This is a genomic window from Saccharopolyspora phatthalungensis (assembly GCF_014203395.1).
Lineage (GTDB): Bacteria > Actinomycetota > Actinomycetes > Mycobacteriales > Pseudonocardiaceae > Saccharopolyspora > Saccharopolyspora phatthalungensis.
Map to the genome: position 1 here is coordinate 3,488,688 of NZ_JACHIW010000001.1, position 14,135 is coordinate 3,502,822.

Annotated in this window: 14 protein-coding genes; 6 read left to right on the forward strand and 8 right to left on the reverse strand. The window is 70.0% G+C overall.

The genetic code is table 11. From position 1 onward, the window contains the following. Positions 1-28: 28 nt before the first annotated feature. From BJ970_RS16145 to BJ970_RS16155, 3 genes are all read right to left on the reverse strand, one after another. Positions 29-1,012 (reverse strand): DUF8017 domain-containing protein, encoded by a 984-nt coding sequence (locus BJ970_RS16145; RefSeq protein ID WP_184727022.1) that lies wholly within the window; start codon positions 1,010-1,012, stop codon positions 29-31. A gap of 30 nt (positions 1,013-1,042) precedes the next feature. Further along, on the reverse strand, positions 1,043-1,723 hold the full coding sequence (locus tag BJ970_RS16150) for an LON peptidase substrate-binding domain-containing protein (protein WP_184727023.1): 681 nt from the start codon (positions 1,721-1,723) through the stop codon (positions 1,043-1,045). Positions 1,724-1,988: 265 nt separating this feature from the next. Beyond that, on the reverse strand, positions 1,989-2,693 hold the full coding sequence (locus BJ970_RS16155; RefSeq protein WP_376775048.1) for an NUDIX hydrolase: 705 nt from the start codon (positions 2,691-2,693) through the stop codon (positions 1,989-1,991). 98 nt (positions 2,694-2,791) lie between these two features. On the opposite strand from BJ970_RS16155, the gene nadA reads away from it, so the two are divergent. The 3 genes from nadA to nadC are packed head-to-tail and all read left to right on the forward strand — an operon-like array spanning position 2,792 to position 6,266. Then, on the forward strand, positions 2,792-3,808 hold the full coding sequence (gene nadA, locus BJ970_RS16160) for a quinolinate synthase NadA (RefSeq protein WP_184727024.1): 1,017 nt from the start codon (positions 2,792-2,794) through the stop codon (positions 3,806-3,808). Next, positions 3,805-5,409, forward strand: a complete 1,605-nt coding sequence (locus BJ970_RS16165) for an L-aspartate oxidase (protein ID WP_184727025.1) — start codon at positions 3,805-3,807, stop codon at positions 5,407-5,409. Before nadA ends, BJ970_RS16165 begins: the two co-directional genes overlap by 4 nt. After that, positions 5,406-6,266 carry a carboxylating nicotinate-nucleotide diphosphorylase gene (nadC, locus tag BJ970_RS16170; protein ID WP_184727026.1) on the forward strand — a complete coding sequence of 287 codons (861 nt, stop codon included), beginning with the start codon at positions 5,406-5,408 and terminating at the stop codon, positions 6,264-6,266. The genes BJ970_RS16165 and nadC overlap by 4 nt, the downstream gene beginning before the upstream one ends. A gap of 35 nt (positions 6,267-6,301) precedes the next feature. Here the strand turns inward: nadC and BJ970_RS16175 are convergent, their stop codons facing one another. Further along, complete coding sequence (locus tag BJ970_RS16175; protein ID WP_376775122.1) at positions 6,302-6,811, reverse strand: Uma2 family endonuclease; 510 nt, start codon at positions 6,809-6,811, stop codon at positions 6,302-6,304. Between the two features lie 240 nt (positions 6,812-7,051). Between BJ970_RS16175 and BJ970_RS16180 the strand changes: the two genes are divergently transcribed. Further along, positions 7,052-7,984, forward strand: coding sequence for a CPBP family intramembrane glutamic endopeptidase (locus BJ970_RS16180; protein ID WP_312864273.1), 933 nt, complete (start codon positions 7,052-7,054; stop codon positions 7,982-7,984). A gap of 7 nt (positions 7,985-7,991) precedes the next feature. Here BJ970_RS16180 and BJ970_RS16185 read toward each other — a convergent pair whose 3' ends face one another. Next, positions 7,992-8,783, reverse strand: a complete 792-nt coding sequence (locus BJ970_RS16185) for a carbon-nitrogen hydrolase family protein (RefSeq protein WP_184727027.1) — start codon at positions 8,781-8,783, stop codon at positions 7,992-7,994. Positions 8,784-9,040: 257 nt separating this feature from the next. On the opposite strand from BJ970_RS16185, the gene BJ970_RS16190 reads away from it, so the two are divergent. Continuing rightward, positions 9,041-9,199 (forward strand): hypothetical protein, encoded by a 159-nt coding sequence (locus BJ970_RS16190; protein WP_184727028.1) that lies wholly within the window; start codon positions 9,041-9,043, stop codon positions 9,197-9,199. A 61-nt stretch (positions 9,200-9,260) separates the two neighbouring features. Here BJ970_RS16190 and BJ970_RS16195 read toward each other — a convergent pair whose 3' ends face one another. From BJ970_RS16195 to BJ970_RS16205, 3 genes are all read right to left on the reverse strand, one after another. After that, positions 9,261-10,553, reverse strand: a complete 1,293-nt coding sequence (locus BJ970_RS16195; protein WP_184727029.1) for a hemolysin family protein — start codon at positions 10,551-10,553, stop codon at positions 9,261-9,263. 72 nt (positions 10,554-10,625) lie between these two features. Beyond that, positions 10,626-11,309 carry a YqeB family protein gene (locus BJ970_RS16200; RefSeq protein ID WP_184727030.1) on the reverse strand — a complete coding sequence of 228 codons (684 nt, stop codon included), beginning with the start codon at positions 11,307-11,309 and terminating at the stop codon, positions 10,626-10,628. Positions 11,310-11,337: 28 nt separating this feature from the next. After that, the gene (locus tag BJ970_RS16205; protein WP_184727031.1) at positions 11,338-12,600 is read right to left on the reverse strand and encodes a M14 family metallopeptidase; all 1,263 of its coding nucleotides are present in this window, start codon (positions 12,598-12,600) and stop codon (positions 11,338-11,340) included. A gap of 207 nt (positions 12,601-12,807) precedes the next feature. On the opposite strand from BJ970_RS16205, the gene hisD reads away from it, so the two are divergent. Beyond that, entirely contained in the window at positions 12,808-14,124 is a 1,317-nt protein-coding gene (gene hisD / locus BJ970_RS16210) for a histidinol dehydrogenase (protein ID WP_184727032.1), read from the forward strand. The last annotated feature ends 11 nt before the right edge of the window (positions 14,125-14,135 follow it).

A 14,135-nucleotide genomic window follows, 5' to 3' on the forward strand; every position in this document is an offset into this window, starting at 1 on the left:
GTGGAACCGTGCCCCGCGGACCCGGCGATCAGGCCGAAGCGCCGCGGAAGGACTGGGTGATCTGATTGAGCGTGTCGACGGAAACCGCGTCGGGCACGTTCTGATCGGCGGCAGTGATGAACACCACCGAGCTCTGCCCGTCGTTGTTGGTGGCGAGCACGCTGACCGCCACCGCTGCGGAGTCGCAGGGACCGGGTGCCGTCAGCGTGACCTGCGCGGTGACCCGGATGGCCGGGACGGTGCCGCCGGCGATCTGGAGCTGCTCCGGCGGGCCCGGCACGACCACGGGCGCGTGGCCGTCCCGCGTGTAGGCGAGTGCGGCGAACTTCTGCAGGGTCTCGTTGGCCACCGTGGTGTCGTTCGAGCCCCTGCGCGCCGTCGCGCCAGCCGTCGCTCGGTAGCTGTTTACGTCGCCGGGGCAGAAGCCCTTCTGGTAGTCGGCCACGCCGGTCATCGTCACCGGGTCGTCGGGCGGGCCGATGCCGTGGACGTTGTCCGAATTGGGGTCCAGTTCCCAGTTCGGCGGCACGTCGTAGATCGCGCCCCGCCTGGGCACCGATGCCACCTGCCAGCCCGGCACCACCGGCTTCAGGTTCGGGTTGGCCGCGGCCGCCGACGTGGTGGGCGCGCTGCTGGTCGTCCGGGACGGCGCGGTGGTACGCGTGGTTGCCGGGGGCGATGCCGCCTGGCTGCCGCCGTCCGTGCTGAGCACGACGATCGTGGTGACGACGGCGATCACCGCCACGGCGGCGAGCGCGATCGCGGCGACCAGCGGACCTCGGCTCTTGCGGGGTGGCGGCGGTGCCGGAAAGCCGCCGACCATTCCGGGGTAAACGGGCGGCTGTGGCTGCGGCGGATGGGGCTGCGCCGGATGGGGTTGCGAGAACGCGCCGAAACCCTGGTACTGCATGCCGGGCTGCCCCGACGCTCCAGGATTACCGGCTACGGGCTGCCCGGTGTTCGGATCATACTGCCCGTACTCGTGGGAACCCCAATTGCCCGGTGACGACATGCGAAGATCCTAGCGATGCCGCCGACTGGGTCAGTTGACGCTGGTGTGCTGGGCGAATTCGGTCAGCGGGGCCGGAACCGCGCGCAGCTCGCGGAGGAACTGGGCCTCTCGCAGCAGTAGCCGCCGGATGCTTCGCAACCGCGCCAGCGGGTCGGTCTCGGCGAGCAACTCCTGCCGGTCTTCCACGGTCAGCACGCAATCGTCGGCCAGCAGGTAGGAAAGCGCCGCGGCGTCGGCGTCTTCGCCGGGGACCTCGCGCCGCCCGCCGCGCAACCCGGTCTCGTGGTAGCGCTGGTAAGCCGAGCGCGCGGCGGTGGTCAGGTGTTCCCGGCGCGCTGCCGAATCGTTCTCCGCGGCACTGTCCGGCAGCCATTCGACCTCGGCCATCAGGTACGGCGCGGCGCTCCCGTCGATCTGTAGCAGGCGGAACCGCCGGTCGCCGTTGGCGCTGACGTCATAACGCCCGCCGGGCAATTGCCGCACCTGATCCAGCACCGCCGAGCACCCGACGTCGTACATCGAGTCCACGTTGTCCTCGCCGGTCTCCCAGCCTTGCTTGATGGCCACCACGCCGAACCGGCGGTCCGGCAGGTCCTCGCCCACCAGGTCGGTGACCAGCTGCCGGTAGCGCGGTTCGAAGATGTGCAGCGGCAGGTGACCGCCCGGTAGCAGCACGGATCCGAGCGGGAACAGCGGGAGCACCTCAGTCACGCTTCCAACCTACGTGCCTGGCGCCGGTGAGGCAGCATGTTGACCTCTAGGGTCTGTCTTATAAGCGGCGTAAGCCGCTTGTGGTGTGGGACTCAGCTTGCACCGCCTGCCCAAGGGATCCCAAACGGCTCAGACGTCGCCTGGCGAGGACAGCCCCAGCGCCGTGTATTGGGCTATACATCAGTCGGGGATCCCGGAGCCCAGGCGGCGTGTGAGGTTCCGCTACCCGCACCGCTACGCAAACCACGTTTGAAACACTCTCTAGCTAGGTCGGCGGGCGGAACACCGCGAACGGGTCGGTGACCTGTAGATCCCGCGAGGTGAACTGGAAGAGCGCGGGCGGGCGGCCACCGGCCGGGCCGGCGGGCAGCGTGCGACCGGTGGGTTCCAGCACCCCCCGCCGGGACAGCACGCGTTGCAGGTTCGTCGCCGCGACCTGGTAGCCGAGCGCGGCGGAGTAGATCCGGCGCAGCTCCGAGACGGTGAACTCGACGGGCGCCAGCGCGAAGCCGATGTTGGTGTAGGACAGCTTCGCGCGCAGCCGGTCGCGCGCGGCCAGCACGATCAGCTCGTGGTCGAAGGCGGTCGGCGGCAGCGCGTCCACCGGGTGCCACGCCGTGTCGGCGGGCATCGCGGGGTCGGTGTCGGAGGGCACGAGCCCGAGGAAGGCGGTGGCGACCACCCGGCGGCCGGGCAGCCGGTCCGGCTTGCTGAACACCGAGAGCTGCTCCACGTGGGAAAGCTTGTGCACGTCGACCTTCTCGGCCAGCTGTCGCCGGATCGAGCTCTCGACGTCTTCGGTGTCGGCCAGCCTCCCGCCGGGCAGCGACCACCGGTGGACGTCCGGTTCCTGGGCGCGTTGCCAGAGCATCACCTGCAACCGGTCGTCGCGGATCTGAAGGACCCCGGCGAGCACTTCGTGACCAACATAGCCCTTGTCCGCGCGACTTGAGGTGTTAGTATGTGGCACGTTTTCGATTATAAGGCGAAAACCTCGGGGCGCTTGGTCCGGGGGATAAGCGGAGCTTCCGGGCGGGTTCTCCCGGGGGATCCGGCGAGGAGGACGACATGGCCGCGACTGCAACCTGGGAGCGGACCGATGCCGGTTACATCGGTGTGGAGCCCACCGACGACTGGGCTCGCGAGGTGCGAAAGCTGGCCGACGAGCGGGACGCCGTGCTGCTGGCGCACAACTACCAGCTCCCGGAGATCCAGGACGTCGCCGACCACACGGGCGACTCGCTCGCGCTGAGCCGCATCGCGGCGAACAGCGCGGCGAGCACGATCGTCTTCTGCGGCGTGCACTTCATGGCCGAGACCGCGAAGATTCTCGGCCCGGACAAGACGGTGCTGATCCCGGATGCCCGAGCGGGCTGTTCGCTGGCCGACTCGATCACCGCCGATCAGCTGCGCGACTGGAAGGCCGAACATCCGGGCGCCGTCGTGGTGTCCTACGTCAACACCACGGCCGACGTGAAGGCGGAGACCGACATCTGCTGCACCTCGTCGAACGCGGTGGACGTGGTGCGCTCCATCCCGGCCGACCGTGAGGTGCTGTTCTGCCCGGACCAGTTCCTGGGCGCGCACGTCAAGCGCGAGACCGGCCGCGACAACCTGCACATCTGGGCCGGTGAGTGCCACGTGCACGCCGGGATCAACGGGCCGGAGCTCGCCGAGCGGGCGGCGGCCAATCCGGACGCCGACCTGTTCATCCACCCCGAGTGCGGGTGCGCGACCTCGGCGCTGTACCTGGCCGGCGAGGGCACCGTGGCCAAGGAGCGGGTGAAGATCCTTTCCACCGGCGACATGCTGAGCGCGGCGAAGGAGACCGGCGCGCGTTCGGTGCTGGTGGCCACCGAGGTCGGCATGCTGCACCAGCTGCGCCGTGCCGCACCCGAGATCGACTTCCGGGCGGTCAACGACCGCGCGTCCTGCCGCTACATGAAGATGATCACCCCGGCCGCACTGCTGCGCTGCCTGCGCGAGGGCGCCGACGAGGTGCATGTGCCGACTGAAATCGCCGACCGCGCACGGGCCTCGGTCGAGCGGATGATCGCCATCGGCAAGCCCGGAGGTGGCGAATGAGCTGGGAAGCGGGCGCGGACTTACTCGTCGTCGGCACCGGTGTCGCGGGCCTGACGGCGGCGTTGCGGGCCCGGGAGCTGGGCCTGCGGGTCTTGGTGGTCAGCAAGGACGCCGTTTCGGCGGGCAACACCGGCTGGGCGCAGGGCGGTATCGCAGTGGTCCGGCCCGACGAGCTCGATCCGGGCGACAGCCTGCGCAAGCACGTCGAGGACACGCTGACGGCAGGCGTCGGCTTGTGCTCGCGCACAGCCGTGCGGGACATCCTCGCGGACGGTGCCGCGGCGATCGCGCGGTTGCGCGCGGCCGGTGCCCAGTTCGACGCGGGTTCCGACGGCGCGCTGGCGCGGACCCGCGAGGGCGGGCACAGCGCGTTCCGGGTGATCCATTCGGGCGGCGACGCCACCGGCGCGGAGGTCCAGCGCGCGCTGTCCGAAGCCGTACGCGGCGGCGGGATCCCGGTGCTGGAACAGCATTGCGTGGTCGAGGTGCTGCGCGGCGACAACGGAGCCGTCGCGGGGGCGCTCGCGACGGATGCCGAGAGCAGGCCGGGCGTGCTGCACGCCCCGGCCGTGCTGCTGGCGACCGGTGGGCTCGGCCAGCTCTACGCGGCCACGACGAATCCCGAGGTGTCCACTGCGGACGGTATCGCGCTCGCGTTGCGGGCCGGTGCGTCGGTTGCCGACCTGGAGTTCGTGCAGTTCCATCCGACGGTGCTCTACATGCCGGGTGGGCCGCGAGGCCGGCGCCCGCTGATCACCGAGGCCGTCCGCGGCGAAGGTGCGGTGCTCGTCGACGTGCGCGGGCAGCGCGTGATGCGGGGCGAGCACCCGCTGGCCGACCTCGCGCCGCGCGATGTCGTGTCGGCGGCGATCAACCGGCGCGCCGCCGAAACCGGCGCGGAGCACGTGTTCCTTGACGCGACCGTCATCGGTGCTGGGTTCCCCAAGCGGTTCCCGACCGTCTACGCCGCCTGCCGGGCGGCCGGGATCGACCCGCTCCACGAGCCGATCCCGGTGGCCAGCGCGGCGCACTATTCCTGCGGCGGCGTGGTGTCCGATGTGGATGGTCGTACCTCGGTCAACGGGCTCTATGCCGCCGGTGAGGTCGCGTGCACTGGGTTGCACGGCGCGAACCGGCTGGCGTCCAACAGCCTGCTGGAGGGGCTCGTGGTCGGTGGGCGCGCGGCCGAGGCGGTGGCCAGGGACCTGGGCTGCGGCCTGCTGAGCCGCACGACCATCGGCGAGGTCATGCAGCCCGCGATGGCCGTGGTCGACCGGGACCTGTTGCAGCGCACCATGAGCCGGCACGCCGGCATCGGGCGGGATGACGAGGGAATGTCGTCCGCAACGGCGACGCTGGACCGGGCCGCCATCGTCCGTCCACTGCGGACCCGGCAGACGGTGGAAGACTCGTCGCTGACGCTGACCGCGCAGGCGTTGCTCGCGGCGGCCCGGCAACGAGCCGAGTCGCGCGGCTGCCACCGCCGGACGGATTTCACGGAGACCGACGACCTGCGCTGGCGGCGCAGCACCGTGCTCCGGCTGGACGCCTCGGGGTGGCTCATCCACACCGGGGTCGGGATTGCGAGGACAGCGGCATGACTATCGACCTGGACAGCGACCTGGACGGGGCCCGCGAGGTCGTGCGCACGGCGCTGGCAGAGGACCTGCGCTACGGGCCGGACGCGACCACCGAGGCGACGGTGCCCGCCGACGCCATCGCCGAGGCCGGGTTCAACACCCGCCGCGCCGGGGTGGTCGCCGGCCTGCCGCTGGCGCGCCTAGTGCTCGACGAGGTGCTCGGCGCGGATTCCTACACCGTGCTGTCCGAGCGCTCCGATGGCGACGTGCTGGCGCCCGGCGACTGCGTGCTGCGGGTGAAAGCTCCGGTCCGTGGCCTGCTCACGGCCGAACGCACGGCGCTGAACCTGCTGTGCCACCTGTCCGGCATCGCTACCGCGACCGCGGCGTGGGTCGATGCGGTGGCGGGCACCGGCTGCCGCATCCGGGACAGCCGGAAGACGCTGCCGGGCCTGCGGGTGCTGCAAAAGTACGCGGTGCGCTGCGGCGGCGGCGTCAACCACCGGATGGGCCTCGGCGATGCGGTGCTGATCAAGGACAACCACGTGGTCGCGGCGGGCTCTGCGGTCGCGGCGGTGCGGGCGTGCCGAGCGCACGCGCCCGAACTGCCCATGGAAGTCGAGGTGTCCACACTGGACGAACTCGACGCGGTGCTGGCGGAGGACGTGGCACTGGTCCTGCTGGACAACTTCACGCCGGAGCAATGCGCGCAAGCGGTCCAGCGAGTGCAAGCGGCTTCGCCGCGCACGGAACTCGAGGCATCGGGGGGCCTGACCCTCGACGTCGCCCGGGCCTACGCGGAAACGGGCGTCCAGTACCTGGCGGTAGGGGGCCTGACCCACTCGTCCCCGGCCCTCGACCTCGGCCTCGACATGTAGTCACGCCCGGGTAATCGGGTCTGCGCCGTACTCGGTCACAGCAGGGATTCGAAGTCGATTCGCAGCTCCACGGGGTCGGACACCGACAACTTGCCGGTGTCCGCTCCGGCGGGCGCATAGGTGCGGGTCGTGGGGTCGAGGCGGTAGCGGAACGCGGTCAGGCGCCGTTCGTCCAGCGAATTGCTCTCGAATCGCCAGAAGTGTTCGATGCCCGCTGCGGCGTACTCGGCGGGTTTGTCAGTCTGATCGGCAGTCACCGACCCCGGCGACATCACCTCGACCACCAGCAGACAGTGCTGCGGCCGCAGGACCGCATCATCCGGCAAGGTGGAGTCGTACACCACGACGTCCGGCCTGCGGTTGAGCAGCGGTACGTCCCGCAACCGGAGGTCGACGTCCGTGGCCACGGTGAGCTCGGCTCCAGCGGCGAGTTCAAGTTCGTTCGCGAGACGCCGTGCGATGATCTTGTGCAGGCGACGCGGGGCGGGCGTCACGACGATGGCTCCATCGACAATCTCGATGCGGCGGCATACTTCTTCGGGCAGCGCCTCATACTCCGCAGCGCTGAGCCCCCCCCGGGCGGTAGCACCATCCAGTCGGGCGGCGCAGTCATCGTCGAACCCCTCTCCCCGCGCGTACCGGACCAGCGGAGCCAGAACGCCCCGTCGGCGGGGATCTTGCGCGATGATTCCGTAACCTAGAGCAACTAGATGCTACCCGTTGTGTTCGGGCGGGTTGCTCTTGAGATGATTTCGCCGGGGTTCGACTGATCGGGGTGAGGACTGGTGAGCATTGCGCGGCGCGACCGGGTGTTGCCTTCGCCGTTGCTGGGTGGGGTCTACCGGGCTCGTCGGCCCACCGGGCCGGTGGTCGGGTTGCTCGTGGTGGTGGCTTGCTTCGTCGTGGGGCAGGCGGCGGCCGCGCTGGTGCTGCTCCCGGTGCTCGGGGCTTCGCCGAACGCTCTGCTGGGCAGCGGCATGAGCCTGCGCGACCAGTTGGCGCTGCTGCTCTGTTTCCTCGGTGCGACCGGCCTGCTGGCGTTGTGGGTCTGGGGCAAGGAACGCCGTTCATTCGGCAGCGTGGGCTTCTTCCCGGCCTCGCGGATCGGCGCGAAGCTGGCGCTGGGCGCCGCCGTCGCGGTGGCGCTGCTGTCCGTGCCGGTGGGCGTTAACGTCCTCAGTGGACAGTTCGATGCCGGTGCCGTCCACGCCGCGCAGGTCGGCGGCGCGTTCGTCGCGCTGCTCGGGTTCGTCGTGCAGGCCAGCACCGAAGAGGCCCTCACCCGCGGGTATCTGATGCAGGTCACCTACCGGAAGTGGGGCCTGACCGCCGCGATCGCCTTCCAAGCGGTCGTGTTCGCCGCGTCGCACGGCGTCAACCACAACGTCAGCGTGATCGCCCTGGTCAACATCCTGCTGATCGGGCTGCTGCTGGGCTTCTGGGCATTGGCGGAGGGGAGCCTGTGGGGCGTGTGCGCCTTCCACGTGGTGTGGAACTGGTGCCAGGGCAACGTGTACGGCATCGAGGTGTCCGGAATGGACATCCGGACCACCATGCTGGACATCAGGGGCGCGCCGGGCAGCACGCCCCTGCTCACCGGAGCCGGTTTCGGCATCGAAGGAAGCCTGTTCGCCACCGTGGTGCTTGCCATCGCCGCGGTCGCCGCCGCGCTCGCGTTCCGCCGTCGGCTCTCAGCCGCCCGTTCGAGTGCCGCGTGATCGGGCGTCAGAATCGGCGGTTGGCGAGGACCGGGACGGCCCGGCGGGCCTGATCGACCGCGGCCGGGTCCAGGTCGACGACCAGGACTTCCGGGGCGTCGGCGAGTTGCGCGTGCACCTGGCCCAGCGGGGTGGCCACCAGGCTGTAGCCGATGCCGGTCGGCGCCGTGCCGCTCGGCTCGCGGCCGACGCTGCGCGGATCGGCCTGGCCGCAGGCCACCACCCACGACGTCGAGTCCAGCGCCCGCGCGCGCACCAGCAGTTCCCACTGCTCCCGCTTGCCCTCGCCGGCCCCCCAGGACGCCGCGGTGACGATCACCGAGGCGCCTTGGTCGGCCAACGTCGTGTACAGGCCGGGGAAGCGCACGTCGTAGCAGGTCGTCACGCCGATCTTGGTGCCGTCAAGGTCCACCACCACGGGCTGCGAACCCGGCGCGACGGTGCGCGACTCGGCGAAGCCGAACGCGTCGAACAGGTGGATCTTGTCGTAGCTGGTGTCCAGGCCGCGGCCGGTGATCAGCAACGTGTTGGTGACCCGGCCGTCCTCGGTGGGCGTGAACATGCCCGCCACGACGGCGATGCCGGCCTCGTCGGCCAGTCGTCGCACCTCGCTGGCCCACGGCCCGTCCAGCGGCTCGGCCAGCGGCCCGAGCTTGATTCCGAAGCAGGCCATCGTCGCCTCCGGGAACACCGCCAGGTCGGCGCCCGCCTCGGCGGCCCGCCGCACGCCGTCGGCCACCAGTTCCAGGTTGGCCTTCGGGTCCGGACCGGACACGATCTGGCACGACGCAATCCGCATAACCACAACCATCCCTCGCTCACCCGTTACGATTTTTGTATACCAGCGATATGCAAACAGGGGGTTTCGTTGCGGTCGGGACGCGCTCGCCGCCCGCGATCCGTAGGCCGCCACCGCGGCGATCAACGAACACCTGTCCGCGACGCAGCAGGTCTTGCTGGCGGGATGATGCGTCTCGGCGAGGCGGTATGACATGGTGGGGCGAACGCGGTTGCGGGGGACCGCTCGGCACTAACGACGGACCCGAGGAGTCGAGGTTGAGCGAGGGCGAAGGCACCACCTTCATGCAGTGGCGCGAGCGGGCCCAGTCCGAGATCAGGGACGACCGCCCCAAGATGCGCGCAGTCTTTATCACCGCGGCGGCCGTGGTGGTCATCGGAATCGTGGTGGGATCCCTGGTCCTGCTGCTGTCCTGACCCAGGGAGAGGCGATTTCAATGGAAATCAGCGCGTCGATTTCCGTTGAAATCGCCCACAATCACTGCTGGCCATCGAGTTTGGTGACCAGCAGGCGAGACACCCGGTGACCGTCCATCTTGCGAACCGTGAAGCGGTGGCCGAGAGCTTCTAGGGAGTCGCCCTCGGTCGGCACCCTTCCGAGGCGGCTGACGACGAAGCCCGCCACGGTGTCGTACGGTCCTTCCGGCAGCGCGATGCCGGTCCGCTGCTCGAAATCGGCGTGGTGCAGCAGGCCGTCGACCTCGAAGTTACCGTCCGCCCCCGACCGCACCGGGGCGGCGCTGGGGTCGTACTCGTCCCAGATCTCGCCGACGACCTCTTCCACGAGGTCCTCGACGGTGACGATGCCCGCGGTGCCGCCATACTCGTCGACCACCACCGCCAGGTGCCCGCCGCGCCGCCGCATCAGCGTCAGCGCCGCCAGCACCGGCTTGCTCGCCGGCAGCGCGGTCACCGGACGGGTCAGGTCGCCGACCGTGCGCACCCCCTCGCGGTTGGCGTAGGTGATGGTGAGCAGGTCGCGGACGTGGATGAACCCGACGACGTCGTCGGCTGTTTCCCGGATGACCGGGTAGCGCGAATGCGGCTTGTTGGCGACCTCGGCGATCGCCTCGGCCAACGGCAGGGTGTAGTGGAGGAAGGCGACCTCGGTGCGCGGCACCATGACCTCCGCGAGCACCCGGTCGGTGGCCCGGAACGCGTCGCTGAGCAGCCGCCGCTCTTCGACGGTCAACTGCTCGTTGGTGCGCACCATGTCCCGCAGTTCTTCCTCGCTGACCTTGTCTTCCTCGGCGCGCGGATCGATGCCCAGCAACCGGACCACGGCGTTGGTGGACTTCGACAGCAGCCAGATCAACGGCCGCGACAGCGCCGCCACCCGGTCCAGCACCCCGGCGGTCACCAAAGCGACGGCCTCGGTCTTCTGCAGCGCCAGCCGCTTGGGAGCGAGCTCACCGAGCACCAGCGACAGGTAGGACACGAACAGGGTCACCAGCACCAGCGCCAGTGACGCGGCCAAGCCGATCGGCAGTCCCCAGCCCGCCAGCACGGGCTCTAAACGCACCGCGATCGTCGCGCCGCCGTAGCTGGAGGCGAAGAACCCGGCGAACGTGACACCGATCTGCACCGCCGACAGGAAGCGGTTGGAGTCGGCGCGCAGCTTGGCCACCCGCGCGCCGCGCCGGTCGCGCCCGGCGAGCTTGCGGACCTGGCTCTCGCGCAGCGACACCAACGCGATCTCGGCAGCCGCGAAGTAGCCGCCGAACAGCACGAACAGCAGCACCAAGCCCAGGTTCCAAGCGACGCCGTCCATGGTCCGATTGTTCCATTCCAGGGCGTTTTGGGCCTTCGGTCACCGGCCGGACCGGGCGGGCAGAGGTGATCGTCAGCTCGTCGCCCGCCAGTACTGGCGCTTCTTCTCGTCGCGCACCAGGATCCCGCGCTCAGCGAGTTCGGTGCGCAGCAGCGCCGCTTCCTTCCCGTCGCGTTTGCGCAGCGCACGGTCGCGGGCCGACATCAGCGCGTTGAGCCGCAGCGATAACTCCGGTGTGTCCTCGACCCATAAGCTGTAGCGGGCCGCGAACGGATCTTTGTCCCGCCACGGGTAGCCGTGGTCGGCGAAGGCCCGCCGCAGCGCGGCCTTATCCAAATCGGACGGCTGCCGGGCCAGTTCGCCGCCGGTTTCATCCAGGACCACGAAATGCTTTCCGTCGACGAAGACCGAGCCGATCTCGGCGCGCTCGACGTGCCGCGCCGACCGCCCGACGGTCAGCGTCAGCCGCTCCGGCGCGACGCTGACGGTCAACCGCTCCTGCGCCATCAATCCGGCGAAACCGAGCCCGATGATCGCGCCGATGGCGATGGCGCCCACCGTGCCCCACGGGTCGGGCACCGACGCGGCCAACTCGAACACGCCCTGGAACGGTGCCCACGGCAGCCCGGAGACCCAGGCTGCCACCAGCCGCAACAGCCAGAGGAGCAACGCCCCCAGCAGCGGGCAGATGAGCCACGAACCATGCCGGACCAGGCGGTGCTCGGCGACGGTGGTCGTGGCGGGGTCTGCTGCCATGCCGCCATTATCGCGGCGGCCCGCAGCGTCAGGCCCCGGCCTCCCGGAGCAGGATGTCCACCGCGCCGTCGTTGCGCGCGGTCTCCTTCTCGATGACCTCGTCCGGCGGGTAGAACCCGTCGACGCCGCTACCGCTGGCCGGGTACATCTCGAACGTGAACGCCAGGATCTTGTGCCGGCCCCACATCCAGTCCAGGATGTCGCCGTCGGTGACGTAGAGCTCGCTGGACTGCTGCGGCGTGTAGCCGTTGGACTTGGCCATCTCGCCGCCGACCCGCGCGAACCGGTCGTGCTCCTGCTGCGTCATGCCCTCGGTGACGTGGTCGGTGGTGTGTCCGAAGGGCCAGAGCACCAGCTCGGAATAGGTGTGGAAATCGACCGCCGCCTTGATCTGCTGCGCGCCGCCGACCACCCGCGAGTCGATGAAGTCCCGCATCGCCGCGGTCTCCGGGGCCGACCACGCGGCGCTGCCTCGGTAGGTTTCGCCGTTGGGGTTGTCGTCGGAGCCGCCGCAGCAGCCCCACTTGTAACCCCAGTTGCGGTTCAGGTCGGTGCCGGGACCCTGCCGGTTCTTGCGCCAACCCCGGTATTTGCCGGACTCCACGTCGTAGACCGAACCGTCCGGGTTGACCACTGGGATCACCCAGATCTCCCGGTTGTCGACCACGGCCTTGATCGCCGGGTCGGCATAGTTGTCGGTCAACCGCTTGGCGATGTGCAAGCACATCTCGGTGGTCAGGTGCTCGCGGGCGTGCTGGTTGCAGTCGAAGAGGATCTCGGGCTCGGCCTCGTCCCGCCCGACGTTGTCGCTGATCTTCAGCACCGGGATGTCGCGGCCCTGGAAGGACTTGCCGATGCTGGACTTCGCCGCGATGTCCGGGTGGTCCTTCACCGTCGCGTCGAGCTCGGCGACCATCTCGTCGTAGTTGTGGTAGCCCCGGTCCTCGGGCGGGAAGTCGCCCGGTGTCGGCTGCCCGCGGTTGACCCGCTGGAGCGCGTCGGCGACCTTGCCTTCCTCCCGCAGCACGAACCCCTTGGCTCGCAGCTGCTCGGCCTGCGCCGGCGTGGCCTCCACGGTGGCCACCCCGCCGGACACCGAGAGGACCTGGGCGCCGGTGTGGTTGATCTCCGTTCGACCCTGGCTGTCGGTGTTGGGGACGGTGTAGATGGCCAATTCCTGAGCGGCGGCCGGGGCAATCGGCTCCGCGGACACGCTCGCCTGGATCGGTGCCAACAAGGCCAGGCACGCGGCGGCCGTCACCGCCGTCGCCTTGCGCCGTGAGCTGAACATCGGGTCTCCGATCGATCACTGATGGTGATGTTGGAAGGTTGTAACAGTGATCCGGTGTTGGCAAGGCACTGGCGAACAATGGACTGGAGTTAACAGTTTCCCGTTTTCGCCGAGTCGCCGGGTGTGCGCGGGGACCGGGTTCGCGGACAGCCGTGACCCGCGACGATTACCCTGGTCGACGTAGCCCCCGGGATTGGAAGGACGCACATGCTCACCCGTACCGACCTGCGCGGTCGCGTTCCGTCCACCGTCGAGCTGCGCGCGACGCTGCCGCGCGCCGAGATGGATGTTGAGCACGTGCTGCATCGGGTCCGGCCGGTGATCGAGGCGGTCCGTGATCGTCGGGTGGAAGCGGTCCTGGAATTCACCGAAAAGTTCGACGCCGTTCGACCTGAACGGGTGAGGGTGGCGGCCGCCGAGCTGCGCCGGGCCCTCGACGAGCTGGACCCCGCGGTACGCGCGGCTTTGGAGGAGTCGATCGCCCGTGCCCGGAAGGTGCACGACGACCAGCGACGCACCGACGCCACGACCCAGGTGGTGCCCGGCGGCACGGTCACCGAGCGCTGGGTGCCGGTCGCCCGCGTCGGCCTGTACGCGCCGGGCGGCCTGGCGGTTTACCCGTCCAGCGTGGTGATGAACGTGGTCCCGGCGCAGGCCGCCGGGGTGGAGTCGCTGGTGGTGTGCAGCCCCCCGCAGGCCGAGTTCGGCGGCCTGCCGCATCCGACGATCCTGGCCGCCGCGCAGCTGCTCGGCGTTGAGGAGGTCTGGGCGGTCGGCGGCGCGCAGGCGGTGGCGCTGCTGGCCTACGGCGGGCTCGACACCGACGGCACCGAGCTGGCGCCGGTGGACATGGTGACCGGGCCGGGCAACGTCTACGTGACGGCCGCCAAGCGGCACCTGCGCAGCCTGATCGGCATCGACTCGGAGGCCGGGCCGACCGAGATCGCGGTGCTGGCCGACGAGACCGCCGACCCGGTGCACGTGGCCGCCGATCTGATCAGCCAGGCCGAGCACGACACGCTCGCCGCGAGCGTGCTGGTGACCACCTCGGTGGAACTGGCCGATGCGGTGGACGCCGAGCTGGAGCGCCAGGTGGCGCAGACCAAACACGTCGAGCGGATCAGCACCGCGCTGGCCGGTGACCAGTCCGGCTGCATCCTGGTGTCCACTGTGGAGGACGGGATCCGGGTGGTGGACGCCTATGCCGCCGAGCACCTGGAGATCCAGACCGCCGACGCCGATGCGGTGGCCGCGCGGGTGCGCAACGCGGGCGCGATCTTCGTCGGCCCGTACGCGCCGGTGTCGCTGGGCGACTACTGCGCGGGCTCCAACCACGTGCTGCCCACCGGAGGTTGCGCGCGGCACTCGTCCGGCCTGAGCGTGCAGAGCTTCCTGCGCGGCATCCACGTGATCTCATACAGCGAGCAGGCGCTGCGCGACGTTGCGGACAAGGTGGTGGCGCTGGCCAACGCCGAGGACCTGCCCGCGCACGGTCAGGCGATCACTGCCCGCTTTCCCCGCTGAGCACCCGGAAA

Excerpts from the sequence above, each read along its gene's own strand:
- nadC (WP_184727026.1), top strand. The coding sequence starts at position 5,406 with ATGACTATCGACCTGGACAGCGACCTGGACGGGGCCCGCGAGGTCGTG.
- BJ970_RS16195 (WP_184727029.1), bottom strand. The coding sequence starts at position 10,553 with ATGGACGGCGTCGCTTGGAACCTGGGCTTGGTGCTGCTGTTCGTGCTG.
- BJ970_RS16145 (WP_184727022.1), bottom strand. The coding sequence starts at position 1,012 with ATGTCGTCACCGGGCAATTGGGGTTCCCACGAGTACGGGCAGTATGAT.
- hisD (WP_184727032.1), top strand. The coding sequence starts at position 12,808 with ATGCTCACCCGTACCGACCTGCGCGGTCGCGTTCCGTCCACCGTCGAG.
- BJ970_RS16200 (WP_184727030.1), bottom strand. The coding sequence starts at position 11,309 with ATGGCAGCAGACCCCGCCACGACCACCGTCGCCGAGCACCGCCTGGTC.
- nadA (WP_184727024.1), top strand. The coding sequence starts at position 2,792 with ATGGCCGCGACTGCAACCTGGGAGCGGACCGATGCCGGTTACATCGGT.
- BJ970_RS16165 (WP_184727025.1), top strand. The coding sequence starts at position 3,805 with ATGAGCTGGGAAGCGGGCGCGGACTTACTCGTCGTCGGCACCGGTGTC.
- BJ970_RS16205 (WP_184727031.1), bottom strand. The coding sequence starts at position 12,600 with ATGTTCAGCTCACGGCGCAAGGCGACGGCGGTGACGGCCGCCGCGTGC.
- BJ970_RS16185 (WP_184727027.1), bottom strand. The coding sequence starts at position 8,783 with ATGCGGATTGCGTCGTGCCAGATCGTGTCCGGTCCGGACCCGAAGGCC.